The 24,388-nt window shown below is 40.6% G+C and carries 23 protein-coding genes; 9 read left to right on the forward strand and 14 right to left on the reverse strand.

Translation table 11 applies throughout. The annotated features are described in order from the left end of the window. Positions 1–7: 7 nt before the first annotated feature. From ACQY4U_RS03840 to ACQY4U_RS03865, 6 genes are all read right to left on the reverse strand, one after another. Entirely contained in the window at positions 8–1,687 is a 1,680-nt protein-coding gene (locus ACQY4U_RS03840; RefSeq protein ID WP_428328054.1) for a PAS domain-containing protein, read from the reverse strand. Between the two features lie 378 nt (positions 1,688–2,065). Further along, positions 2,066–3,991 (reverse strand): ArnT family glycosyltransferase, encoded by a 1,926-nt coding sequence (locus ACQY4U_RS03845; RefSeq protein WP_428328055.1) that lies wholly within the window; start codon positions 3,989–3,991, stop codon positions 2,066–2,068. An 84-nt stretch (positions 3,992–4,075) separates the two neighbouring features. Beyond that, complete coding sequence (gene pfkA / locus ACQY4U_RS03850) at positions 4,076–5,053, reverse strand: 6-phosphofructokinase (protein WP_428328056.1); 978 nt, start codon at positions 5,051–5,053, stop codon at positions 4,076–4,078. A 220-nt stretch (positions 5,054–5,273) separates the two neighbouring features. Continuing rightward, positions 5,274–6,992 carry a protein-disulfide reductase DsbD family protein gene (locus tag ACQY4U_RS03855; protein ID WP_428328057.1) on the reverse strand — a complete coding sequence of 573 codons (1,719 nt, stop codon included), beginning with the start codon at positions 6,990–6,992 and terminating at the stop codon, positions 5,274–5,276. Positions 6,993–7,005: 13 nt separating this feature from the next. Further along, entirely contained in the window at positions 7,006–7,458 is a 453-nt protein-coding gene (locus tag ACQY4U_RS03860) for a protein-disulfide reductase DsbD domain-containing protein (protein WP_428328058.1), read from the reverse strand. Between the two features lie 5 nt (positions 7,459–7,463). Next, positions 7,464–8,246 (reverse strand): biotin--[acetyl-CoA-carboxylase] ligase, encoded by a 783-nt coding sequence (locus tag ACQY4U_RS03865; protein ID WP_428328059.1) that lies wholly within the window; start codon positions 8,244–8,246, stop codon positions 7,464–7,466. A gap of 47 nt (positions 8,247–8,293) precedes the next feature. Between ACQY4U_RS03865 and rsfS the strand changes: the two genes are divergently transcribed. From rsfS to ACQY4U_RS03880, 3 genes are all read left to right on the forward strand, one after another. Then, positions 8,294–8,668 carry a ribosome silencing factor gene (gene rsfS / locus ACQY4U_RS03870; protein WP_428328060.1) on the forward strand — a complete coding sequence of 125 codons (375 nt, stop codon included), beginning with the start codon at positions 8,294–8,296 and terminating at the stop codon, positions 8,666–8,668. Between the two features lie 89 nt (positions 8,669–8,757). Beyond that, complete coding sequence (ftsH, locus tag ACQY4U_RS03875; protein ID WP_428328061.1) at positions 8,758–10,875, forward strand: ATP-dependent zinc metalloprotease FtsH; 2,118 nt, start codon at positions 8,758–8,760, stop codon at positions 10,873–10,875. 89 nt (positions 10,876–10,964) lie between these two features. Further along, the gene (locus ACQY4U_RS03880) at positions 10,965–11,603 is read left to right on the forward strand and encodes a LutC/YkgG family protein (protein ID WP_428328062.1); all 639 of its coding nucleotides are present in this window, start codon (positions 10,965–10,967) and stop codon (positions 11,601–11,603) included. A gap of 21 nt (positions 11,604–11,624) precedes the next feature. Here the strand turns inward: ACQY4U_RS03880 and ACQY4U_RS03885 are convergent, their stop codons facing one another. Then, positions 11,625–12,743 carry a metallophosphoesterase gene (locus ACQY4U_RS03885; protein ID WP_428328063.1) on the reverse strand — a complete coding sequence of 373 codons (1,119 nt, stop codon included), beginning with the start codon at positions 12,741–12,743 and terminating at the stop codon, positions 11,625–11,627. A gap of 221 nt (positions 12,744–12,964) precedes the next feature. On the opposite strand from ACQY4U_RS03885, the gene ACQY4U_RS03890 reads away from it, so the two are divergent. The 5 genes from ACQY4U_RS03890 to ACQY4U_RS03910 all read left to right on the forward strand — a co-directional run bounded on the left by ACQY4U_RS03890 (position 12,965) and on the right by ACQY4U_RS03910 (position 16,522). Further along, positions 12,965–13,324: a hypothetical protein gene (locus tag ACQY4U_RS03890; RefSeq protein WP_428328064.1), complete on the forward strand. Its 360-nt coding sequence runs from the start codon at positions 12,965–12,967 to the stop codon at positions 13,322–13,324. Positions 13,325–13,552: 228 nt separating this feature from the next. After that, entirely contained in the window at positions 13,553–13,978 is a 426-nt protein-coding gene (locus ACQY4U_RS03895; RefSeq protein ID WP_428328065.1) for a hypothetical protein, read from the forward strand. Beyond that, complete coding sequence (locus ACQY4U_RS03900) at positions 13,978–14,787, forward strand: sensor histidine kinase (protein WP_428328066.1); 810 nt, start codon at positions 13,978–13,980, stop codon at positions 14,785–14,787. Before ACQY4U_RS03895 ends, ACQY4U_RS03900 begins: the two co-directional genes overlap by 1 nt. Next, positions 14,787–15,422 (forward strand): response regulator, encoded by a 636-nt coding sequence (locus ACQY4U_RS03905; RefSeq protein WP_428328067.1) that lies wholly within the window; start codon positions 14,787–14,789, stop codon positions 15,420–15,422. The genes ACQY4U_RS03900 and ACQY4U_RS03905 overlap by 1 nt, the downstream gene beginning before the upstream one ends. A gap of 29 nt (positions 15,423–15,451) precedes the next feature. Further along, positions 15,452–16,522, forward strand: coding sequence for a PA0069 family radical SAM protein (locus tag ACQY4U_RS03910; RefSeq protein WP_428328069.1), 1,071 nt, complete (start codon positions 15,452–15,454; stop codon positions 16,520–16,522). Between the two features lie 33 nt (positions 16,523–16,555). Here the strand turns inward: ACQY4U_RS03910 and ACQY4U_RS03915 are convergent, their stop codons facing one another. The 7 genes from ACQY4U_RS03915 to ACQY4U_RS03945 form a co-directional block, all read right to left on the reverse strand. Continuing rightward, the gene (locus ACQY4U_RS03915) at positions 16,556–16,966 is read right to left on the reverse strand and encodes a hypothetical protein (protein ID WP_428328070.1); all 411 of its coding nucleotides are present in this window, start codon (positions 16,964–16,966) and stop codon (positions 16,556–16,558) included. Between the two features lie 183 nt (positions 16,967–17,149). Continuing rightward, positions 17,150–17,539 carry a DUF2809 domain-containing protein gene (locus ACQY4U_RS03920; RefSeq protein ID WP_428328071.1) on the reverse strand — a complete coding sequence of 130 codons (390 nt, stop codon included), beginning with the start codon at positions 17,537–17,539 and terminating at the stop codon, positions 17,150–17,152. A 107-nt stretch (positions 17,540–17,646) separates the two neighbouring features. Continuing rightward, a complete protein-coding gene (locus tag ACQY4U_RS03925) occupies positions 17,647–18,390 on the reverse strand; it encodes a zinc ribbon domain-containing protein (protein ID WP_428328073.1) in 744 nt (247 codons plus the stop codon). After that, positions 18,390–19,487 carry a Nif3-like dinuclear metal center hexameric protein gene (locus ACQY4U_RS03930; RefSeq protein ID WP_428328074.1) on the reverse strand — a complete coding sequence of 366 codons (1,098 nt, stop codon included), beginning with the start codon at positions 19,485–19,487 and terminating at the stop codon, positions 18,390–18,392. The genes ACQY4U_RS03925 and ACQY4U_RS03930 overlap by 1 nt, the downstream gene beginning before the upstream one ends. A gap of 67 nt (positions 19,488–19,554) precedes the next feature. Beyond that, a complete protein-coding gene (locus ACQY4U_RS03935) occupies positions 19,555–19,932 on the reverse strand; it encodes a TM2 domain-containing protein (protein ID WP_428328075.1) in 378 nt (125 codons plus the stop codon). Positions 19,933–20,105: 173 nt separating this feature from the next. Further along, positions 20,106–20,423: a DUF2752 domain-containing protein gene (locus ACQY4U_RS03940; protein ID WP_428328076.1), complete on the reverse strand. Its 318-nt coding sequence runs from the start codon at positions 20,421–20,423 to the stop codon at positions 20,106–20,108. Continuing rightward, a complete protein-coding gene (locus tag ACQY4U_RS03945; RefSeq protein ID WP_428328078.1) occupies positions 20,416–20,823 on the reverse strand; it encodes a DUF4199 domain-containing protein in 408 nt (135 codons plus the stop codon). Before ACQY4U_RS03945 ends, ACQY4U_RS03940 begins: the two co-directional genes overlap by 8 nt. A gap of 203 nt (positions 20,824–21,026) precedes the next feature. Between ACQY4U_RS03945 and mfd the strand changes: the two genes are divergently transcribed. Then, positions 21,027–24,383, forward strand: a complete 3,357-nt coding sequence (gene mfd, locus ACQY4U_RS03950) for a transcription-repair coupling factor (protein WP_428328080.1) — start codon at positions 21,027–21,029, stop codon at positions 24,381–24,383. Positions 24,384–24,388: the final 5 nt, after the last annotated feature.

Genomic DNA, 24,388 nt, shown 5'->3' on the forward strand with positions numbered 1-24,388 from the left:
GGTTTATTTAATCCTTAAGATAGGTGCCCTGTTTAGTTTTATCAGTAATGCTCCTGATCACATCGTCCAACTCCACTGCCGAAACTAACAGGTATTCCAGCATTTCCTGTTTGTCGGCCACCTGTGTCCTTGGATCTTTAATAAGCGGAATAAGCCCCATTATCCGGGCCAAAGGGGCCCTAACTATATGCGATTGGATCCATGATATTTCCCGTAGTTGCTCGTTTTGCTCCTTTAGCCGTATTTCAGATAGCTTGCGGTCGGTAATATCTTTAAAGTAAACAGATAAGCCGCCGTATGATGGGTATGCACTTACATCAAACCAAAGCGCTAAAGGCTCATAATAATCTTCAAAATGAACAGCCTGCATAGTTTCCATTGCCTCGTGGTATTTTTCAAACGAGATATTTTTAACTGCATCGTGATAAACTGTCCATAAGTTACGGTTAAGTACCTGTTGCTTGGGCTTGCCCATTATCTTTTCGGCCATTTTGTTCCAATAGGTTACTATCCAGTTTTTATCAACGGCAAAAAAGGCATCGCCAATACTTTCCAAAATTACATTGCGCTCCTCTAATGCATGTATCTCGGCCACTTCAGCTTTTTTACGGGCGTCAATGTCCTGAAAGCTGCCATAAAGCCGCACGCATTTGCCATCAGCAAACTGTGCCTCGCCAATATCCCTTATCCATTTAACGTTGCCTTTGGCGGTTACCATTTGCAGCTCTACATCCCAGGGGGTACCATTTTCAATTGCCTCCTTTACTAACCGGGCTATTATATTTCGGTTCTCGCCTTCTTTGTAAAAATTAATGGCGGTTTGCAGGTCGGGGCTGTAGCCTGGTTCGCATTCATGTATCTGCCGAGTAATGTCTGACCAATGCACCACCTGTTTCTGCAAATCCATTTCCCAGCCGCCAATACGTGCAAGGTCGGTAGCCTTGTTCAGCATTCCCTCAAGATTTTTTCTTTCGGTAATGTCCCTTATAAATACTGATACGCCGCTGCCTGATGGATAAACGCGGTTTTCCTGCCATAGGCCAAGCGGGGCATAATAGTCTTCGTTACAAACGTATATTTTATCGGTTAATGCGGTGTTAATAGCCTGATAGGTGGCCGAACCAAAGGCATCCGGAAAAAGATCCCAAACGTTTTTACCAATCAATGTTTCAATATTAATGCCCAGCATTTTTCCTACCCTTTTATTGGCATAAGTGTAGCACATGTTTTCGTCCAGAGCTATAAAACCATCAGTGATGCTGTCTAAAATATCTTCAATCTGCTCTGTTTTTTTCTTTATTTCAAGTTCTGCCTGCTTTTTTTCAGTTATATCCCTAAAGTTTGATACAATGGCTTTGATATCCGGATCATTAAGCATATTGGTAAAAATACATTCGAGCCATACGTAGTGCCCATCTGATTTTCTGGAACGGAAAATATATTCTTTGGAACTTCCCGGACTATTAAGCAGATCAGCAAAAAGCTGTTTTACGCTTTCTCTTTCATCGGGATGAACCAGGTCGATCAGCGAAGTTTTTACTCGTTCGGTTGCATTCCACCCGCTTATCTTTTCGGCCGAAAGGCTCCTGTAAACAACATTCAGGTTTTTGTCAAGCAGGGTAATACCCTCGTAGCTGTTCTCCACCAGTTTTCTGAACCGAATATCATCATCTATTATTTGCGTCATAGTAAACAGCATTATAATTAATAATAGCTAAGGGCATAGGGGGTGGCAGCAATAAAATACCATTAGCTTAATAAGCTTTACTCATTGTTAATTGTATCAATTGTTTTTCTTAGGTTAAAAAAACCAGCCGGAAAAGCGGGGCAAATTTTACTGCTGGTTATAATTTATGTAAAGATTAACAATTATTATAATTTTTGAAACCCGTGTTTTAACGGTTTTTTTAGTTAAAGATTAGGTTAAAAGCTCGTTTATACTGCTTCTGATGCAATATATAATGTATATACTTCTGGCATACGAACAAAATGCAATGTAAGTTATGTTACTTAATGGTTAATATTGGGCGAAGGTGGTGTGTAATGAATTTTTTACAATTACTGATTAAAGCCGGGGTTTGTAGAAGCCGATCTTTTTATTTTTAAGCGTCTGATTATAAAAGCGTTTGCCGTTAAAATCAATGAAGGGGCTGGGCGGCCCTGTTGAAACAATACAATCTACGGTTGCTGAGTTTTGAGGCAGATCTTTAGTGAGATTATCCACCTTAATGTAAACGGGGTTGATCTGCCTGCTAAAACAATCATTAAACAAAGGGTATTCCCAATCATCAACCCCTAAAATAAGGCCGATGTTTTTACAGTTATACCTTGACATTGCATTCATAACGGTACTGTATTCCGGATATGCGGGTGCATTTCCCTTAAAATATTTTTGGAACCGGGTTGTGCCTGTAATCTCATTTGAGTAGGGCCTTTTATCGTTATGAAGGGAAACAAGCAACGCATAAATTAAAACAACCGGCGCTATGATATAGCCAATTTTCCGGAAGGTTTTGTGGATGCTGAAAGCATAACAAATAAGTGGTACTGCAATTAAAAATATAGGCGTATGAAGCCTTGAGTTCCAGGGTTGCCATTTTAAGTATAAGCAGAAAACGATGATCTGCAGGACAACTATTATAAAAAAAGGAAATACACCTGCAGCATAAGCTTTTTTAGCAGCTGCTATTATTATAATAACTGCTGCGAGCAGCAGTAAATAGTGCAACATATTAGGCGCGCTGTCTTCGTCTGTTATGCCGTTTTTTACATCGAATATATTGTTGCGGTAGTTTACTGCCGGATCATTAATATCAATACCGGCGGCGTTGTGCAATTTGTAAATTATTTTACTGGTATTGGCGGCTATTGGTTTGGCATACATCAGGCTCATATGCAGTCCTGAGTTTTTTACCATGCCCGATAGCAGCAAGGCCGGGCTCATTTTTTGGTTTGAATAGGTTTGCGACTCCTGCTTATCAACCCCCAAAGGGCTGCCTGTTAGCTTATAGTTTCTGTAATAATGCCCTGTATTAATGCTAACAGCAATAAAAACAGTGATCAGCGAAAACCATAGGTAATTAAAGTTCTTTGTTTTAACCAGGCTGATTAATAAAGTTATGCCGCATAATAATAGTATAGGCGCCAAAAAAAGGTATGCCGTTCCCTTGGTTAATAAAGCCAGGCCTATGGCAGCGCCTAAAAACAGGTAGTCGGAAGGTTTGCAACCTTTAACTGCCTTTATGGCAAAATACCAGGTGGCTACAATAAAAAAGGAAACCACAATATCATTTTGTGTACTTGATGCCTGCAACACCACTTCGGGAATGGTTGCAGCCAGTACAATGGCCATAATTTTATATGGGCGGCCCAATCCCCAGTCTTCCACAATAAGCGCTGTACTTACCAACGTAAACAGCAGGAAAAAGAATTGAACCGAGTTGGAGAACAGATCACTACTGTTCAGGATATCAAAGTGCGTAATTACATATTCGGCAAAAGGAGGCTGGTAAATTTGCCTGATGATGTGTGTTGGATAATGTGCTACCGACCGATGACTTACCCAGCTGCTGATGCGGGCCATGTGGTAAGTCATGGAATCCCAGTTATTTGGTGGATATAAAACACCCTGGGTAAAAATCAGTAAAAGCAAAAGAGCTAACAAGGCAAGAAGTATTTTTTCAAATAACTTTAAGCCTGTGAGCGATTTGCTTATAGCGTCTAATGCGCTTTTGCTAAAGTCGACCGCCTTTTCTTTATGCAGAAAAAGATAAAGCATAACCAGGGCTGTTACAATACCCCATGTAATAAAGATGGATTGAAAATCGAGGGCCTTAAATAAGCTCAATGCTTCGGTAATACCTACTAAAATAACCGAGAACAACAGGACTGCCTTAAGCAGGATCTCTTTTTTACTGCTTGCAGGATGAGAAAGAATCCCAAGGCCAATAAAAATAGAAAGGAAGCAGATGAATAGAAGTGCTATTGCCATTTATTAATAATCCAAAAGGGTTAGTTTATAATAAGGTGGCAATAGCTCCATTTATGATATAGAAAATAGTATCGACCAGCAATTTTAAGTTGCCAGGATCTCTACAATCTTCAAAAAGTCGGGGTTTATTTCAACATTATGTTTAAGGGCGTGCTCAAACGGGGTGTAGGCAATCTCGTTATGAATTAGGCCTATCATTTCGTTACGATGGCCGTTTCTTAATGCCTCAACAGCAGCAACGCCTACACGGCTCGCCAATACCCTGTCCATGCATGATGGCCTGCCACCGCGCTGGATATGGCCCAGCACTGAAACGCGGGTATCATAATTAGGGAAACGTTCTTTTATCTGACGGCCAACTTCAAAGGCATCACCGGCCTCGCCATTTTCGGCAAGCATAATAATTTTTGATGTTTTGTCTTTACGGCCTTTTTCCAAACGGTCAAAAACAGCATTTATATCGGTTTTGCTTTCGGGTATCAATATAGTTTCGGCACCAGCGGCAATACCTGTACGCAAAGCGATCAGGCCTGAGTCACGCCCCATCACCTCAACAATAAACAGCCTGTCGTGCGATTCTGCCGTATCCCTTATCTTATCAACAGCATCAATAACGGTATTAATGGCCGTATCGTAACCAATCGTAAAATCGGTTCCGCAAAGGTCGTTATCAATAGTGCCCGGTAAGCCTACAATAGGTATATCATACTCATGGCCAAAAATACGTGCGCCGGTAAAAGTACCATCGCCGCCAATGGCAACCAAGGCATCAACATTGTTGCTTTTTAATTGCTCATAAGCTATCTTACGGCCTTCGGGCGTTCTGAACTGATCGCTGCGGGCCGTTTTTAATATGGTGCCGCCACGCTGAATAATGTTTGAAACGGATTTGCGGTTCATGGGGAACATATCGCCCTTGATCATTCCTTCGTAACCACGGCGGATGCCTGTAACTTCAAGATCGTAATAAATGGCAGAGCGTACAACTGCCCTGATAGCTGCATTCATTCCCGGCGAATCGCCGCCAGAGGTAAAAAGTCCTATATTTTTAATTTGCGTCATTTTGGAAAGCCGCTGTATAGCGTTTTGAAAAATCTTTGATCTGCATAAAATCTATATAAAGTTAACCCGTTACTAAAAAGTACCCTTTATAAAGTTCCGCGAATTTACACTAATTTTTTAACGGGAATAATTAATCGTTGTTGTTTACTGATTTTATAAAAATAATAAAGGGCTTAACATAGCTAAGCCCTTTATTATAATTTAAACGGATCATCTGTGCTTATTTGCCTTTTTTATAAGCAGCTATACCGCTTTCTAAATAGGTTACAAATTCGGCAGGGTCATGTGTTGCACCTTGCGGCGGTACAAGCGTTTCGCCCTTTTCGTTGATGATCACATAAAAAGGCTGTGCGTTTGATTGGTATTTGGTAATCTCCAGATCAAGCCATTTACTGCCTAAGGTTGTTATTGTTTTACCGCTGTAGGTTGATTTGGTTTGATCGCTTGCAGCAAGCTCTGTTTTATCATCAATAACTAATTGCAGCATGACAAATTCGTTTTGTAAAAGCTTTAAAACTTCGGGGTTAGGAAACACATTGTTTTCCATCTGGCGGCAGTTAACACAGTTCCACCCGGTAAAATCAATTAGTATAGGTTTGTGCAGTTGTTTGGCAACTTCAATGGCCTGGTCATAATCGTACCAATCGTCAATGCCCTTAACCTTTGGCAGGCGTTTAAAAAGGTCTTCATATTTTTTTGTTTTTATGGATGATGTATTTGCCGCGGCCGGGGCAGCAGCGCCCGTGCCCGAAGACAGATCAAAATCCTGCGTACTTAATGGTGGTAAAAATGCGCTGATAGATTTTAAAGGAGCACCCCATAATCCGGGGATCATGTAAACCACAAACGCTAAAATAATAAGGGTGATAAAGGTACGTGGTACCGATAGGTACCCCAGATCGCTATCGTGCGAGAATTTGATCTTACCTATCAGGTAAAGTACCATTAAAATACCAATGGCGATCCATAATGAAAGGAAGATCTCTCTGTCAAACCAGTTCCAGTGGTAAGCTAAATCAACATTCGAAAGGAACTTTAAAGCAAACCCTATCTCAATAAAGCCTAATATTACTTTCACGCTGTTAAGCCATCCGCCCGATTTTGGCAAACTTTTTAAAGCCGAAGGGAACATGGCAAATAAAGTGAACGGCAATGCAATGGCTAACGAAAAGCCAAGCATCACAACCGCAGGGGCAAGCCTTTCGCCTTTGCTAACAGCATCAACAAGCACCAGGCCAATAGCAGGCCCTGTACATGAAAAGGATACCACTACCAGCGTAGCCGCCATAAAAAATATACCAACCAAACCCCCACGGTCTGAATTTTCATCAAGCTTATTGGCAAATGAACTTGGCAGGGTAATTTCAAAGGCACCCAAAAATGATATACCAAATACTATGAGCAGTACAAAAAAGCAAAAGTTAAATATGCCGTTAGTAGCAAGTCCGTTTAATGCGGCCGGCCCAAAAGCAATAGTTATAATCAGCCCAAAAACAACATAGATAAATATGATGCACAGCCCGTATAATAACGACTGGAAAATAGCGTGTGCACGCGTGCCTCCTTTTTTGGTAAAAAAGCTAACCGTTAAAGGCAGCATTGGGTAAACGCAAGGCAGCAAAAATGCAGCAAACCCGCCTAAAAATCCGGCTAAAAATATTTGCCATAATGATTTAGGCGCCTCGCTGGTTGCAGCATTTGCAGCAACAGCGGCTGTTTGTACAGTTGCGGTTTTTTGCTCTTTCTTTTTTGCAGCAGCAATGCTGTCTGCAGCAGTTGGAATGTCAGTAAACTGAACGTCGCTTGCAGATACGGTGGTATCTGCCTTTTTGCCCTGAAAAGCTTTAGCAGGGTTTACACCTATTAATAAGAAGGTAAAAAATGCTAATAAAAAGAATAATCCGGCTTTTGTATAGCCGCGGTTATTGAATGATCTCATTTTTTTGGTGCTATTATTTACCTAAAGGGATAGAAAAATCAATATCCTCCGGCGGAAGGCATTTCATGTTGTTACAAGTCATGTATTCCAGCTGGCCTTTTACTATCGATACATTGGCCGATTTTAATTTTATCTTTTGCTGAAAAATAACTGTTTTTTCAAAATAGCTCACATCCATGCTGAATGATTTTTCATACTTGGTAACCGGGGTAGGCTCGGTAGTTTTGCCAAGCAAGGCATATTCTTTTGCAGGGGCAAAAGTAAATGAGGTTTTTATTGGGCCGCCATCCTTAACTGTTTGCGAATAAATGTGCCAGCCATCCTGTATTGTAGCTTTTAAAAACACAACTGCTTCAGTGGCGCTTATCCGCTTAGCAGCGTATGACCATTTTACCGGGGCTTCAATCTGTGCTTTAGCACTAATACTCATAACCAGTATGGTTACCGCCAACAATAGTTTTCTCATTTTTGTTATATGTGTGTTTTGTTTAAAAATTCAATTTCTTTAAGGCTAAACTCTAACTCGTCGCCATTATTGTTTTCAACCACCAACAGGCCGTTATCTCTTACACTTGTTATAGTGCCGTAAAATACACCATTTTTAGATTTAAAACCTTTACGTTCGTTTAACCAGTATAGTCGTTTTAGATACGTTTTCCTTACAAGTTCAATATTGCCGGCTTTTAAATTCAAATAATAAGCCTCAATATGCCTGCAAATTTCGGATAATAAAGCTTTTAAATCATAATCCGTATGTAAGATTTGCTTAACCGATATAACATTTGGCAAGTGGGTGGGATAGTTTTCCTGGTTAATGTTAAGGCCTATGCCAACAATGGAGTTTCTGATTTGTCCGCCCTGTATCATATTTTCAATTAACATACCGCCTAATTTATAGTCGGCGTAGTAAATATCATTGGGCCATTTGATCTTTAGCTTTTCACCAAGCAGGGGTTCAAGCCCATCAAAAACCCCTAAGCTAATGGCTCTTACAAGATCAAACTGCTCAGCTATAGGTAAAAAGTGTGGTTTTAATAATAAGCTAAACGTTAGGTTTTTACCGGGTTCGGCATGCCAGCCGTTTTGCTGTTGGCCGCGGCCGGCAAATTGGTTTTCTGCCATAATGACTGTACCTTCAATCACTGGCTTGGAATTTGACACTAATTCTTTGAGAAAATTATTTGTTGAGTCAACTTCTTTAATTGTTACAAAATTTTGTCCAACAAATAATCCCGAAAATATGTTATTTTGCAAAGTATAATAATTTTAAACTTAAAATCGTTCAAAACTAATTCTTTTTGATGGTAAAAAACAAAGCGATAAGTGAATCCGCTTACATTTCTGAGCTTGCCATTCACGGCATCCAGGAAAAAAAAGGAAATGATATTATCAGGTTAGACCTCCGTAATATATTTAGTTCGGTAGCTGATTATTTTGTGATCTGCCACGCCGATTCAGCCACACAGGTAAAAGCCATTGCAAACAGTATTGAAGAAGAAATTTATAAGGCCACAAAACAAGATGCCTATCGTAAAGAAGGGCTTGAGCACGGCGAATGGATACTGCTGGATTACTTTGATGTGGTGATACACGTTTTCAGAACTGATAAACGTGAATTTTATGGGATGGAGGATCTTTGGGGAGATGCTGAGATTAAAATGTATAAAAGCGCTTAAGCATCGCAACATAAGCGCTTAAAAGCGCGTCATCATCATACCCATATAATTATTAAATTAAAAGATTGTATGTTTGAGCTTGTAAAGAAATGAAAGATAATCAATTGGAAAAACCGAAACCTATCCGGAAAATACCGAATAAAAAAATTACGCCCAAACCGCCCAAACCCAACATTATGTGGTTTTATGCCATTATTGTTGCCGTTTTGCTGGTGGTTGCCATGCTTTTAAACAGTAGTACTACAAGCCCGATAACTTTTCAACGGTTTTCGGAACGCATGCTTAAACAAAATGATGTTGAGCGTATAGTAGCCTACCGCAACGGTGATTTGGTTGTTGCCGAAGTTTACATTAAAAAAGCCAGCTTAACCAAGCCTGAATATGCCGATGCTAAAAAAGATCAGCGCTCATTTAACATGGGCGGTACTGATGGTCCTCAATATGTTTTTCAGGATGCATCGTACGAGAGCTTAAAGCAATCAATAAACGCTGCGCAAAGTGGTGTGCCCGATGCATCAAAAGTGCCTATCACTTTTGAGCAGGGACACGAAAGCCTGTTATCAAACTGGTTTGTACAATGTATAATAATGGCAGTATTGCTTGTTGCAGTATGGTTGTTTATCATGCGCCGTATGAGTGGTGGTGCAGGTGGCGGCCCGGGCGGACAGATATTTAACATCGGAAAATCAAAAGCTACCCTGTTTGATAAGGAAGCCCAGGTATCGGTAACGTTTAATGATGTTGCCGGTTTGGAAGAAGCCAAGCAAGAGGTAATGGAAATTGTGGATTTTTTAAAGAATCCAAAAAAGTACACCAACCTGGGTGGTAAAATACCTAAGGGGGCGTTATTAATAGGTTCGCCGGGTACTGGTAAAACATTGTTGGCTAAAGCTGTTGCAGGCGAAGCACAGGTGCCTTTCTTCTCACTTTCAGGATCTGACTTTGTGGAGATGTTTGTGGGTGTGGGTGCATCACGTGTGCGCGACCTCTTCCGCCAGGCTAAGGACAAAGCGCCATGTATTATATTTATTGATGAGATTGATGCCATTGGCCGTGCCCGTGGTAAAAACAATATTGTAGGTGGTAATGACGAACGCGAAAACACCCTAAACCAGTTATTGGTTGAGATGGATGGTTTCGGTACCGATTCGGGTATCATTATCCTTGCAGCTACCAACCGTCCGGATGTACTGGATTCAGCCTTATTGCGTCCGGGGCGTTTTGACAGGCAGGTATCTATTGATAAACCGGATTTGATTGGCCGCGAGCAGATATTTAAAGTACACTTAAAACCGGTTAAACTGGCCGAAGGTGTTGATGCTAAAAAACTATCGGCTCAAACCCCTGGTTTTGCAGGTGCCGAAATTGCCAACGTTTGTAACGAGGCCGCATTAATTGCAGCACGCCAAAACAAAGAGGCAGTTGACATGCAGGATTTTCAGGATGCTATTGACCGTGTGATTGGTGGTTTGGAGAAAAAGAACAAAATCATCTCTCCGGAAGAAAAACGCATTGTTGCTTATCACGAAGCTGGCCACGCTATTGCAGGCTGGTTCCTGGAGCATGCCGATCCATTGGTTAAGGTATCCATTGTTCCGCGTGGTGTTGCTGCATTAGGTTATGCACAATACCTGCCAAAAGAACAGTTTTTATATACTACCGAACAGTTGGAAGATGGTATGTGTATGACATTGGGCGGCCGTGTTGCTGAGGATATTACCTTTGGTAAAATATCTACAGGTGCACAGAACGACCTTGAACGCATTACCAAACTTGCTTATGCCATGGTTACCATTTATGGTATGAATGAAAAAGTAGGTAATGTATCATTTAATGATACACAGGGCGAGTACCAGTTTAACAAGCCATACTCTGAAAAAACATCGGAACTGATTGATCAGGAAGTACGTAACCAGATTGCGGTTGTTTATGAACGTACCAAACAATTACTTATAGATAAACGTGATGGCTTAATAAAATTAGCCGATAAGCTTTTAGAAAAAGAAATATTGTTCCAGTCTGACTTGGAAGAGATATTAGGTAAGCGTCCCTTTGATAACCGTACAACTTATGATGAGTTTGTTAACGGCCCGGAAGCTGACCAGGAACCTGCTGCCAAAGGCTTAGTAGCCGAGGGTGTTGCAGACCATTCAGGTACTTTTGCAAGAGGCGGCGAAGACAAAGAAGCAAGCTCAATTACAGAGTAACAAACTTTAAGTCGAAAAACTTAAGGTTAAAAGTCCAAAGCAAGGTTAATTCCCTTTTGCTTTGGGCTTTTAACTTTTAAAACTGAATAATGAGGGATATAACAACATCAAAGGAAAAACTGCTCAAGAAGATCAGGAAGGCGCTGCTTGAAAAAAGAGACAACCCCTATCCTAACCTTGAGGATATGCCCCATTATCCCCCAACTGATGAATTGCTGGAGGTAATATTTGCCGAGCAGTTTACAGCCATATCGGGCCAGTTTGTTTTTTGTGAAGATGAAGTTCAGTTTATTGAAAATTTATTGGAGCTGGCCGAAGAGCGTAAATGGCGAAAAATTTATTGCTGGGAGCCGCCGCTTCAGCAAATACTAACAAACTTTGGTTACCCCTTTTTTGAAACCGATAAGGACTTTGAGCAGGCCGACGTAGGTTTTACCCTTTGCGAAGCTTTAATTGCCCGTAACGGTAGTATTTTACTTTCAAACGCGAATATGGCGGGCCGCAGGCTAAGTATTTACCCGCCCGTACACATTGTGCTGGCCTATACTTCGCAATTAGTGATGGATTTGAAAGACGGATTTAAACTGATCAAGAGTAAATATGGTACAAACCTGCCATCAATGATCAGCAATGTTACCGGCCCAAGCCGTACGGCAGATATTGAAAAAACACTTGTTTTAGGTGCTCACGGCCCCAAAGAGCTGTTTGTGTTTTTGTTGGATGGGTAATTCCGGCGTATTAACAAGCTATCATCCTAATTTCAGGTCTTCCAGTCTGCTTTCCTCTAAAACCAACCTTTCACTTGCGCCACCTTTTTTGTAGGCCCATTTTATCAGCCTGATGCAGCCATCGGCAATTTCAATCCCGGTTATATCACCGTCATCAAAACAGCAGCAGCCGCTGTTAAAGTAAGTATCAAGGTAATTATTAAAATCTGGGATCCTGTCGCCCTTGTTTTTACGGGTTACAATTTGCTTTTGCAGTTCTGCTATCAGCGCCGTGTTTTTAGCTTTCTTAGCCGCATCAAGTTCCTGGTATAATTTTTCAAGATGCGTTAACGATTTAAAAACAGGTTGATGGGTATGCCCCGTTATTAATAAAGTGTTTTTACGTTTCGAGCTCCACTGATACATTATTTTATTATGCTCAGTTTTTAACTCATCATTATTAGCCGGCGTATTGGGATTGATGCGCAGGTATGATTGGAACGGTGCCCATACATCAGAAACAAACCACTTACTGAACCAGTTGCCATCGCTTTGCAAATCGCCCTGGTGGCCATGTGTCATGTATATTTCCAAAGGTTTATTTTTTATGTTGGTATTTAAAATAAGGCCTTCGTAAATGCTGACTTTTTGCCCGTATATTTTTTGAAGATTAACAGCCGCCAAAGGGTCATTATCCCAGTAAAGATCATGGTTGCCGTATATTTTGATGAACCGTTTTTTACCAAGAAACTTCTTTTCTGCTTCAAATGTAGCCTTGTTATGTCTTTTTATGGTGACGAAAAGGTTTTCCCAAAGTTCTTCGCTATCGCCAAGGTTTATATAAAAAAAATCGTTTTTGTAATAATGGTCAAGTGCGGCCAGGTAGTTTTTAGCGGCTTTGGCAAAAATATCGGCCCCGTCACGTGCTCCCTTGTGCTGATCGGAAAGGATCACAAACTTATCACCATCGGCTTTAAAAGGAATGATCAAACCCTTATTTCCCTCTTTGGCGTTGATCTGCCTGTTTAATTCACTAAGCGCTTTATTTACTCTTTTTTTATCCGGTCTTGACGGAAGTGTGTTAGCCAGCTTTATAACAGGCCTGGTAAAAATACGTTGCAGAAATTTGCGCATGTGTGTTTTAACATTAACGTATGGCATTTTGTTTAAAAAGGATATGCATTAGTTGGCAAAAGAGATATTGTAATTAAGTATAAGTCAACTTTTTAATTAACAGGAAGAAATATTTGTAATTAAAACCGTGTAATAACGGTATTTAAGCAGTATTTTAACCCGGTAAACATTGTTAAAACACCGCGTGAAAATAACGTGTTTGTACTTATATTTATTAACTATTTGTTAATCCTTAATTAATTAAAAACATGGCTTCAATTATTGACCGCACATTAGCTAAAAGCTTAATCGAAAATTATAAACAGCAAAACGCAACCGCAGGCGGATCAGCTTTATTAACACCGGATGAGCAATTATTAAATGGGTATTTTATAGATAGAGCCAGTTTAGACGCTATATTGAGTAACCCTGTTTTTGTTGGGTTAAATGTTCATTTAGCAAAACACCCTGATTTTCCGGATTCCGAAAAAAATATAATTACTATTGTATTTGCAGGGGCACAGCCTAATCCTGATTATAATGGATCAAATGGAGTAGCCCCGTATCTAAACAGTGGGGATCTTTATGAGCTGGTGGGCGCTTGTCCCCCTTTTTGTGGCGGCCTGTAAATTATAATTATGATTGCTAATTCTATATATTTATTACTACTGTTTGTAGCTTTTAGTCTTGGAATAATAAGGTTTAATAAGCTTACTACCTCATTTAGACTATTAACTGCTATTATTGGTTTTGCACTGGTAACAGAATTGGCAGCAAAATTTTTTGGGATCAGGTATAAAAATAGTTTGTGGACCCAGCACCTCTATATAGTTGTTGAGTCCATAATTTACTCATTAATGTACTACAATCTGTTTACAAGTAAATTATTAAAAAAATATACGATAGCGGCAATATTGATTATTGTGATTTTTGAATTAATAAATATTATATTTTTTCAAAGTATTAAGCAGTTTCCCTCAAACACATTAGATGTTGTTTATTGTATCTATATTACTTATACGCTGTTGTATTTAAAACAGATGATGCTTAAGCCAACAGAAGAAAAACTTTATGCGCAAAGTGCATTTTTATTTACTGTAAGCCTTGTGTTTTTCACCTGTTGTATGTTTATTTTTTATACGCTCGAAAATTATTTTTATAAGAACCATATTAGCTTTGCACCTTTGTTAATTGTTAACTACGCAGCTAACTATATATTTTACTTAACGGCAGGAATAGCTATATTGATTGATAAAAAGGTTTATAAAAGCAATTTTATATAATGAAGCAGTTGGATTCAAAAAGTGCAGATATATATATAATTATTTTTTCGACAACTATATTTTTTCTGATACTGGCTGGGTTTGTTGTTTACTTTATCATAATTTATCAAAAAAGGCAGGTTAAAAACAAGCAGGAAAAGGAAACCTTGCAAGCTAATTTCAGGCAGGAAATGCTGAAGGCGCGAATAGAGGTACAGGAGGAAGCATTTACTTATGTAAGCCGCGAAATACATGATAATGTAACCCAGGTGCTATCATTTGTTAAACTAAACCTTGCCATGATGGCCAACAGCGATGAAGGGCAGCGTGTAAGGATCAACGAAAACAGGGAGCTGATTGCAAGTGTGATTACCGACCTGCGCGATTTATCAAAAAGCCTGAGTTTTGAACATATTACCAATAGTGGGCTGGTAAAAACTATTGATAAGGAGGTGCAACGAATTAATAAAAGCGGGGTAATTGATACAGAGTTATTGGTGGAGGGCGAAGTTTATTCGTTAGGGGAGCAACGGGAATTGGTACTGTTCCGCATATTTCAGGAGGCATTGAATAATATTATTAAACACTCAGGGGCGGCTCATTTTAAAATCACGTTGCAATATATTCCCGAAATGTTTAATTTAACGCTCTACGACGACGGTAAAGGCTTTTCTACAGATGTAGCTGATAATAAGAACGGATCGGGTTTGAGAAATATGGAAAACCGGGCAGCTTTAATAGGAGCTGTTGCAAAAATTAGCAGTTCTGAAGGAAAAGGTTGTCAAATTAAGATTACCCTAAACCCAATTGAACAAAGATTGTATATTTAATGGAAACAATCCACATCGCATTAGTTGATGATCATCGTCTTTTCAGAAGCGGAATTGCATCATTAATAAATAATTTTAAAGGATACAGTATTCTTTTTGAAGCGGGTAATGGCGAAGAGCTGATCCGGAAAATTTCGCCTAAAAATAAACCCGATATTGTTTTGCTGGATATTCACATGCCTATTATGGATGGAGCATCAACAGCACAATGGCTTAAGGAGAATTATCCCGAGATCCGTGTTATTGTTTTATCAATGCTGGAGGATGCCGAGCGGGTGCTTACCATGCTTAAATTAGGCGTTAAAGGTTACCTGCTTAAAGATGCCGAACCCTATGAGTTTGAACAGGCCCTGAAAAAAGTATCGCAGGGTGAGGTATATTATCCGGAGTTTGTTACCAAGCTTTTAATAAACTCGTTTAACCAGCAAATTGAGCCAATTATTTTAAACCCGCGCGAGCTTGAGTTTTTAAGGCTGGCCAGCAGTGAGCTTACGTACAAAGAAATTGCTGATCAGATGTGTATCAGCATCCGTACGGTTGATGGTTATCGCGATCATTTGTTCACTAAGCTTAATATTAAAAGCCGTATTGGCCTGGTACTGTACGCAGTAAAAAACAAACTGATAGATTTGTAATTTGCTAATTTTATTAGCAAATTTGTGCTATGGCACATGAGGATAACCCTGAGTTTTTTAATGGACGGGGAGCACAGGTAATTACCCATAATAAGTTTTTAAAAAATAAATATGTATTAGAGCATATTGAAGGGCTTGATGAGCCCCTGCTTGAAAATACGGCCACCCAGCTATACGAAGAAACCCCCAAAAAGATCGTTAGCGAATCAAACAGCCCCGATCTTAGCCACATGTACTCTATAAACCCCTACCAGGGTTGTGAACATGGCTGCATATACTGTTACGCCCGCAATACGCACGAGTATTATGGCTTTAGCGCCGGCCTTGATTTTGAGCGCAAAATAATTGTAAAGCGCAACGCCCCCGAGCTTTTAGAACAGTATTTTAATAAAAAGAATTATAAGCCGGTGTGCATCCTGCTCTCTGGTAATACAGATTGTTACCAGCCCATTGAGCGGCGTTTAAAAATAACACGATCGCTTTTGCAGCTCTTTTTAAAATACCGCAACCCGGTAAGCATCATCACCAAAAACAATGTTATACTGCGCGATCTGGATATTTTGACCGAATTGGCAGCCATGTCATTAGTGCATGTTAACGTATCGGTTACCTCGCTTAATGAGCAGCTGCGGCAAAAGTTAGAGCCGCGCACCGTAACTGCAACGGGCAGGCTGGCGGTAATTCAAAAACTATCAGAAAAAGGAATCCCGGTTAGGGTAATGGCGGCGCCCATTATTCCCGGGTTAAACAGTAACGAGGTGCCTGCAATAATTAAAGCAGCTGCCGAAAGGGGGGCGTTATCAGCAGGGTTTACTATTGTAAGGCTCAATGGCAGTATTGGCGAGATTTTTACCGACTGGATCTATAAGGCATTTCCCGACAGGGCCGAGAAGGTGCTGAACCTGATTAAATCATGCCATGATGGAAAGCTGAACGATAGCGATTTTGGCCGCAGGATGAGCGGTGAAGGAAAGATGGCAGAATCTATCCACCAGATGTTTAAAATGGCCTGTAAAAGGTTTTTAGCCGATAGAGAGATGCCTGCATATAACTATGACCTGTTTATACCGAAAGGCGGCAGGCAGACAAGTATGTTTTAGAGACGAGCGGTTATAGATCAGGCATTAGTAGCTTCAATAAGCTATTTTACCTTTTTTATACAGCACATAAAACAGCAACATCATAACTAATGCCATTAATATGATAGCATATCCGAGTTGTTGCTGGAAACCGGTAGGCTCAAAATAAAGTTTATTATCCTTTTCAAGGAATTGTAAAAAACGGTTAACACCTTCTTGGCTGGGAATGTACGGCTTTTGATACCAGGCAGTCACAGTGTTGCCTATTTTTAAACTGTCAATAAGTTTGCCCTGCTCATCGGCATAAATTTCAAAGGGCTGCGAATAACCTGCAATTTTTATATAACGGTACGCTCCGCTGTCGCGGTAAGGCATTTTGCCCAGCTTTGAATCGCGATATATTAATTTGCCACTCACATGCAAATATTCGCTTTTTTCACGCGAACTATCCTTTATCAATATCATTCCCGCGATCGCAACCACTACGCAAAATGGAATTAGATATTTAAGCCGTTGCGGTAAATGAATATGCATCTTCGGCTAATATAAAAAACGCAAATTCAAAAACAAAAAAGGCACTCATTGAGCTCCTTTAAAAATTCTATAAAACTTATGCAGTAGCGCGACTCCGGCGAGTGACTAATATATTCAGGCCCCAGGCCAATGTGGTGGTTTATGTTTTACAACAAAAGTATCAGCCCAAACGCCAATGCCAATTCCTATGGTATAGCTAAGCATATCGCCCCAAAGAAACTTTTCGCCTAATACCAGGCCGCCCAAAACGGTATGCCTGATGTTGTTGATCCATACGGCCTGGTAAAGCTGGCTAAACTCAATGCCATAACAAAATAACAAAGCTACTATGATAACCCATTTTAACGATTGTTTGATAAACAGGAACCTTACTATGAAGTAAACCATTAAGCCCCATAAAATATCGCCAATAAATAATGGGATACCTTTAATATGCCTGGAGAGCAAGCCAAGGATAATAGTTGTGCAGATAAGAAAAAAGTAAGTTGATCTGTACCTTAGCATTTTATACGGCTAAAAATAAGGTTTAATTGTAATTGCAGGTGGGGTAATTATAACAAAAAAGGCGCTCACTGAGCGCCTTTTTTGTTATGTTTTGCTTGAATATTAACTTAAACAGTTTCAGCCTCTAAAGCCATCTGCTCATCAACCAAAATACGGCCGCAATGTTCGCAAACGATGATTTTTTTACGCTGACGGATGTCCGACTGGCGCTGAGGAGGGATCTGGTTAAAGCATCCTGAGCATGAATCACGCTGAATAGTTACAACTGCAAGGCCATTCTTTGCATTCTGGCGTAAACGGTTGTAAGCTATAAGCAAACGCTCTTCAATATTAACTGTTGCTTTTTCAGCAAGTGCACTAAGCTCGTTCTCTTCTTTCTGAGTTTCGGCAGTAATTGTACCTAATTCATCTTTTTTAGCATCAAGGTCGCTTTTGCGGGCCTCAAGGTCGGCAAGGGCTTTTTCATAGATGCCGGTTTTTGAAGCAATTTCAAAACCATACTCCCTGATCTTTTTCTCGCTTACCTGTATGTCTAATCCCTGTATCTCAATTTCTTTTGATATGGCATCATACTCACGGTTATTTTTAACCTCGTTAAGCTGTGTTTCGTATTTTTTGATATTAGCCTGCGCATCCTTAATCAGGTTTTTGCGGGTAACTATATCATCTTCCAAATCATCCAGCTCAGCTTTTATTTTTTGTATACGGGTTTCAAGGCCAGCAACATCATCTTCAAGATCGGCAACCTCCATAGGTAATTCACCTCTTACCTGGCGAATTTTATCAACTTTGGTGTGGATGGTTTGTAGTTCGTATAAAGCTTTAAGCTTTTGTTCTACGGTTTGTTCCATTAAATAAAATATTTGACGGGGTTTGTATTTACTTCTGTTAAACGGACGGCAAAGTTAGTAAATTTTTTTGTAATAATTTCATATAATAATTGCTGTGTAAATTGCTCACTTTCAAAGTGTCCGATGTCGGCAATTACCAGCTTTCCTTCAGCATCAAAAAACTCGTGATATTTATAATCGGCAGTAATAAAAATATCAGCACCGGCGCTAATGGCATGGTTTAATAAAAAGCCGCCGCTGCCACCACACACCGCTACTTTTTTAATGTGTTTACCCGTAAAAGCGGTATGCCTTATTACATGGGCGTGCATTTTTTCTTTAACGTGATATAAAAAGGCTTCTTCTTCAATCGGCAATTCCAGTTCGCCTATCATGCCTGCTCCAACCTGCTGGATATGATTGCTAAGGTTGTACAGATCATAAGCAACCTCTTCGTAAGGATGGGCTAAAACCAGCGCCATCAGTATTTTACTTTCAAGCACCGCCGGATAAATAGTTTCCAGCCTGATCTCATTTTCCAGGTGGCGTGTTCCTGGTTCGCCAACGTATGGGTTTGTATTATCGTTCCCTTTAAAGGTACCCGTGCCTTCGGCATTAAAGCTAACCTCACTGTAGTTGCCAATATTGCCGGCCCCCGCGTTAAACAGGGCATTGCGTACCTCATCGGCATTATTAACAGGTACGTAAGTAACCAGTTTTTTCAGCAGGTTTGGTTTGGGCGATAGTATACGGCAGTTTTTTAATCCCAGCGTTTCGCAAATTCGGGCATTAACGCCTGTCATTATACTATCCAGGTTGGTATGTATAGCGTAAATAGCAATATTATGGCGGATGGCCTTTTCAACCACCCTTTCTACATAAGTTTTACCGTTAAACTTTTTAAGCCCCTTAAAAACTATGGGATGGTGCGATACAATAATCTGGCAATTGGTAGCAATGGCTTCGTCAACTACGGCCTCGGTACAATCTAATGATACCAGGGCTTGGTAAATATCTTTATCAGGATGCCCCACAATCAGGCCCGAGTTATCATAATCTTCCTGGTAAGCAAGCGGCGCCAAGCTTTCAAAGTAAGCGGTTAGTTGCGATAATTTCATAACCAAAGTTACTGTTTTAGGCAGCTTTTGCAGTTAACAAAGGCATACCTATCGTATTATTATATAACTATAATTTGGTTGATGGAACGCTCATTTTAGCCATCTGGAAACTTTCATAAGCCATTTTACGGTTATAATCTGTGGCTAATGTTTTGTGGTTAACCAAATCAACAATAGTCCCTATTAAGCAAAAACCACCAGTAAACAGGTATAAAAGGCCCATCACTACTTCGCCAAGAACAAAGCGTTGTATACCGGCAACACCAAAGAAACCTATCAGCGTGAATATTAAAATATCCTGTGAAGATTTTCTTTTGCTTGAATAAGCCATATAAAAATATTTTTTTTGCTCGTCAGTAAGATCGGTGGTGCCTTGTTGTAAAAAGCCCATTTCCTCAGGCGTAATTCCCGGAAGCGCCATATACGGATTTTGATACATGTCCATTTTGAAATTGTTTTAGGTGTTTTTTTATTGTGATATAAAACTAAGATAGAATTAAAAAAAGAACAATACAAAATAGGTTAGCAGATGTAACAAGTCGGTGAGGGGAGTATTTAAAGCGGCCAAAGCGGATAAGATTATTGAGCCTAAAAAAGCTTTTCAGTATTAAACAAACCTTAAAAGGAAGGTTTGTTGCTGGCCGGAGTAAGAAAAGGTTGTAGCCTTAACATGGCTAAAACATAAATACGGTTTAAAATGACCAGCAACGCCGGGATGCCCAGCCAGTGCGCATGGAATGAGCGCGAAATATCACCATGAAATAAAAAGGAAATAGAGTGCCCCAAGCCGCAGCCGGGGCACCAGGTAATGCCCAATAACTTTAACGGGCATAAAGTAAAATGTGATTGCTCCGTAGGGTTAGCCATTGCCAGTAAAACAAGCCCGGTAACCCAAAAGCAAAGTTCAAAATATTTTGCAAACAGCGTTTTAATCAACTTTATTGGGCTTGGTAGTAAGCAATACCGATACACCTAACGAAAACAGGATACCAACCAGTAAAGCGCCAAATATCCTGCCCGAAAAATCCATCAGGGTACTTTCTTTGGCAAACTCATCAATATAAATTATGGATGCGGCAACTGTAATAACACCGCCAATAAGTAATATTTTAAAGCATTGCATTAGCGCTTCTAAAAAGCCCATGTTATTGTTGCATTCATTGGCCCTGTAGCTTCTTAAGCCAAAATATAAAACTATTAAAGGGATCAGTACTGCTAAATACTCAATAGGCTCGGGGCCGCTGCTTTGCGGCGAGAGTCCCATTGATTTAAGAATAAACATCCATAATCCGCTTAATATGCCTATAACAAGGCCCGAAATAATTGCATTCTTCATGGTCTATTGGTTTTGGTTGTAGCGTTTAAAGACAGATGTTAGATACCATGTTAAAATAACAGATCCTGGCATCCGGGCTTTAATCCCTGTTACTATATAAATTTACTACTTAAAGTAATTATACAGCAATATTGTTTGGAATAATTTTATGCCGGTAATGCTTTTGCCGATAAAACTGCTTTTTTGCATATATTTGTAACAGTTTGAACATCCGTGATATTTTAGAAAGATATAAAACTGATGAACGGATTGAAGCGCTGGCGAAAGCCCTCAACGCATCAAAAAATCCGAGAGTTCAGTTACGTGGTTTAGTCGGATCGGGTGATGCGGCCATTGCGGTAGCATTGTATTTTTTACAGCACAAGCACATGGTGTTTGTACTGCCCGACAGAGAAGAAGCCGGCTATTTTCAGGCCGATCTGGAAAACCTTACCGGTAAGGAAGTTTTACTTTTCCCTTCATCGTACCGCAAGCCATTTGAATTTACACAACCCGATAGCAGCAATGTATTAGCACGTGCCGAAGTACTGAACGAGCTTAACCACTCTTCAGAATTTGGACAGCTGATAGTCACCTACCCCGAGGCCCTGGCCGAAAAGGTAATTGACCGTGCATCGCTCGAAAAAAACACCCTCGAAATTGCCGTAACCAACAAATTGAGCATTGATTTTATCAATGAGTTTTTAGTTGAGTATGATTTTGACCGTGTTGATTTTGTTTACGAGCCCGGGCAGTTCTCTATCCGTGGCGGTATTGTTGACATCTTCTCCTTTTCGCACGAGTTACCTTACCGTGTGGAGTTCTTTGGTGATTTTATTGAATCTATCCGCACCTTCGAGATCGAGAGCCAGCTTTCGGTTGAGCAGGTTAAGAGCATTACCATAGTTCCTAATGTGCAGTCGAAGTTTTTAACGGAGAATAACATTTCCTTGTTAGAGTATGTTGACGCGGGCACGCAGGTTTGGATAAAGGATGTGCAGTTTACTTTAGATATTATTCAAAGCGGCTTTAAAAAAGCAACAGCACTGTGGAAGGCCTTATCGCCGGAGGAGAAAAACCAGAACCCGGATTGGATAGACCCCAAGTTTGGCTTTACCGACGAAAAACTGATTGGCGACCAGCTGCACGATTTTCCGCTGGTGGAATTTGGCAAGCAGTTTTTTTACCAGCCAGACCATGCGCTTAATTTTGATATGCGCCCGCAGCCATCCTTTAATAAGGATTTTACGCTGCTGATCCACAATTTTAAGAACAACGAAGCCGAGCATATTGAGAATACGATATTTACCGACTCGGCCCGGCAGGTTGAAAGGCTTTATGCCATTTTGGAGGATTTAGATAAAACGGTAAAGTTTACTCCCATAAGCATTTCACTACGCGAAGGGTTTGTTGACCGCGAACTAAAAATAGCCTGTTATACCGATCACCAGATATTTGACCGTTACTATAAATATAAACTTAAGAAGGGATACCAGCGTTCGCAGGCTATTACCCTGAAGGAGCTGCGCGAATTAAAGGCCGGCGATTACGTAACCCATATTGACCACGGCATAGGCAAATACGCCGGGCTTGAAAAAGTTGAGGTAAATGGCAAGGTGCAGGAAATGATCCGCCTGATATATGCGGACAATGATCTACTGTATGTAAACATCAACTCGCTTAACCGTATCTCAAAATACAGCGGTAAAGAAGGTGCCGTACCCCGCATGAACAAGCTGGGTACCGATACCTGGGAAAAGCTCAAAAAAACAACAAAAAAAAAAGTTAAAGATATTGCCCGCGACCTTATAAAGCTTTATGCTGTAAGGAAAACGCAGGTAGGTAATGCTTTCTCTCCGGATAGCTATTTACAAACTGAACTGGAAGCTTCCTTTATTTATGAGGATACCCCAGACCAGGAAAAGGCAACCGCCGATCTGAAAAAAGATATGGAATCGCCGCATCCTATGGACAGGCTGATCTGTGGCGATGTGGGCTTTGGTAAAACAGAGGTTGCCATCCGCGCTGCATTTAAGGCTGTTGCCGATAGCAAGCAGGTAGCCATCCTTGTGCCTACAACCATATTAGCGGCCCAGCATTATAAAACCTTCTCTGATAGGCTGAAAGGTTTCCCGGCTAATATTGATTATGTGAACCGCTTTAAATCGCCAAAGCAGATAAAGGAAACTTTAGAGAAGCTGAAGGATGGTAAAGTAGATATTATAATAGGTACGCACCGCCTGGTGAGTAAGGATGTTAAGTTCAAGGATCTGGGTTTAATGATCATTGACGAGGAGCAAAAATTTGGTGTATCAACCAAAGAAAAGCTGAAACAGATGCGCGCGAATGTGGATACGCTTACCTTAACGGCAACGCCTATTCCGCGTACTTTGCATTTCTCGCTGATGGGTGCAAGGGATCTTTCCATTATCTCCACCCCGCCGCCAAACAGGCAGCCGGTGGTTACAGAACTGCATGTATTTAATGATGCGCTGATAAAAGAAGCCGTTGAGCACGAGATTGACCGTGGCGGGCAGGTTTTCTTTATCCATAACCGGGTAAGTGATTTGCCGCAGTTAGGTGGCATGATCCATAAGCTGGTGCCAAAGGCCCGCATCGGGATTGCACACGGGCAATTGGAAGGCGATGCGCTGGAAGATGTGATGCTGAAATTTGTGAACCATGAGTACGATGTATTGGTGGCCACTACCATTATTGAGGCAGGTCTGGATATTCCAAACGCTAATACCATCATTATCAATTACGCACACATGTTTGGCTTGAGCGATCTGCACCAGATGCGTGGCCGTGTAGGGCGAAGCAATAAAAAGGCGTATTGTTATCTGTTAAGTCCACCTTTATCAACCCTTACCAGCGAAGCCCGGAAACGCTTAAGTGCCATTGAAGAATTTAGTGATTTAGGCAGCGGCTTTAACGTTGCCATGCGAGATTTGGACATACGCGGCAGCGGAAACCTTTTGGGTGCCGAGCAAAGTGGCTTTATTGCCGAAATAGGTTTTGAAATGTATCATAAGATATTGGACGAAGCCATACAGGAGCTTAAGGAAGATGAGTTTAAAGGCGTTTTCCCGGATGATAAACCACGACCGTTTATTGCCTTTACACAGATTGATACCGACCAGGAGATCCTGATCCCGGATGAATATGTGACCAGTATTGCCGAACGCTATAACCTATATACCGAACTGTCGAAATTAGAGAACGAGGTTGAGCTGAAAGCTTTTCAGCAGCAGCTGCATGATCGTTTTGGGCCGATACCTGCACAGGTTGATGATCTGCTGAATACGATGCGCCTGCAATGGCTGGGCAAGTCTATCGGGTTTGAAAAGATCTCGCTTAAAAAGAATATACTAAAAGGTTTTTTCCTTACTAATCAGCAATCTGCTTATTTTGAAACCGAAGCCTTCAGGCAGGTGCTTACGTTTGTACAGGCTAACCCAAGGCGTACCAATTTAAAAGAAGTTAAAAATACGCTGCGCCTGAGCATTGAGGGCGTAAACAGCATTAACCAGGCTGTTAACCTGCTGACCGAAGTTGCAGAGCCTGTTGCTGTAAGCTGATAAAA

The organism is Mucilaginibacter sp. (assembly GCF_965277465.1).
Taxonomy (GTDB): Bacteria; Bacteroidota; Bacteroidia; order Sphingobacteriales; family Sphingobacteriaceae; genus Mucilaginibacter.

What these genes read in the sequence shown, in the direction of transcription:
- ACQY4U_RS03840 (WP_428328054.1), bottom strand. Translation starts at nt 1,687, where the DNA reads ATGACGCAAATAATAGATGATGATATTCGGTTCAGAAAACTGGTGGAG.
- ACQY4U_RS03845 (WP_428328055.1), bottom strand. Translation starts at nt 3,991, where the DNA reads ATGGCAATAGCACTTCTATTCATCTGCTTCCTTTCTATTTTTATTGGC.
- pfkA (WP_428328056.1), bottom strand. Translation starts at nt 5,053, where the DNA reads ATGACGCAAATTAAAAATATAGGACTTTTTACCTCTGGCGGCGATTCG.
- ACQY4U_RS03855 (WP_428328057.1), bottom strand. Translation starts at nt 6,992, where the DNA reads ATGAGATCATTCAATAACCGCGGCTATACAAAAGCCGGATTATTCTTT.
- ACQY4U_RS03860 (WP_428328058.1), bottom strand. Translation starts at nt 7,458, where the DNA reads ATGAGAAAACTATTGTTGGCGGTAACCATACTGGTTATGAGTATTAGT.
- rsfS (WP_428328060.1), top strand. Translation starts at nt 8,294, where the DNA reads ATGGTAAAAAACAAAGCGATAAGTGAATCCGCTTACATTTCTGAGCTT.
- ftsH (WP_428328061.1), top strand. Translation starts at nt 8,758, where the DNA reads ATGAAAGATAATCAATTGGAAAAACCGAAACCTATCCGGAAAATACCG.
- ACQY4U_RS03880 (WP_428328062.1), top strand. Translation starts at nt 10,965, where the DNA reads ATGAGGGATATAACAACATCAAAGGAAAAACTGCTCAAGAAGATCAGG.
- ACQY4U_RS03885 (WP_428328063.1), bottom strand. Translation starts at nt 12,743, where the DNA reads ATGCCATACGTTAATGTTAAAACACACATGCGCAAATTTCTGCAACGT.
- ACQY4U_RS03890 (WP_428328064.1), top strand. Translation starts at nt 12,965, where the DNA reads ATGGCTTCAATTATTGACCGCACATTAGCTAAAAGCTTAATCGAAAAT.
- ACQY4U_RS03895 (WP_428328065.1), top strand. Translation starts at nt 13,553, where the DNA reads ATGTACTACAATCTGTTTACAAGTAAATTATTAAAAAAATATACGATA.
- ACQY4U_RS03900 (WP_428328066.1), top strand. Translation starts at nt 13,978, where the DNA reads ATGAAGCAGTTGGATTCAAAAAGTGCAGATATATATATAATTATTTTT.
- ACQY4U_RS03905 (WP_428328067.1), top strand. Translation starts at nt 14,787, where the DNA reads ATGGAAACAATCCACATCGCATTAGTTGATGATCATCGTCTTTTCAGA.
- ACQY4U_RS03910 (WP_428328069.1), top strand. Translation starts at nt 15,452, where the DNA reads ATGGCACATGAGGATAACCCTGAGTTTTTTAATGGACGGGGAGCACAG.
- ACQY4U_RS03915 (WP_428328070.1), bottom strand. Translation starts at nt 16,966, where the DNA reads ATGATATTGATAAAGGATAGTTCGCGTGAAAAAAGCGAATATTTGCAT.
- ACQY4U_RS03920 (WP_428328071.1), bottom strand. Translation starts at nt 17,539, where the DNA reads ATGCTAAGGTACAGATCAACTTACTTTTTTCTTATCTGCACAACTATT.
- ACQY4U_RS03925 (WP_428328073.1), bottom strand. Translation starts at nt 18,390, where the DNA reads ATGGAACAAACCGTAGAACAAAAGCTTAAAGCTTTATACGAACTACAA.
- ACQY4U_RS03930 (WP_428328074.1), bottom strand. Translation starts at nt 19,487, where the DNA reads ATGAAATTATCGCAACTAACCGCTTACTTTGAAAGCTTGGCGCCGCTT.
- ACQY4U_RS03935 (WP_428328075.1), bottom strand. Translation starts at nt 19,932, where the DNA reads ATGGACATGTATCAAAATCCGTATATGGCGCTTCCGGGAATTACGCCT.
- ACQY4U_RS03945 (WP_428328078.1), bottom strand. Translation starts at nt 20,823, where the DNA reads ATGAAGAATGCAATTATTTCGGGCCTTGTTATAGGCATATTAAGCGGA.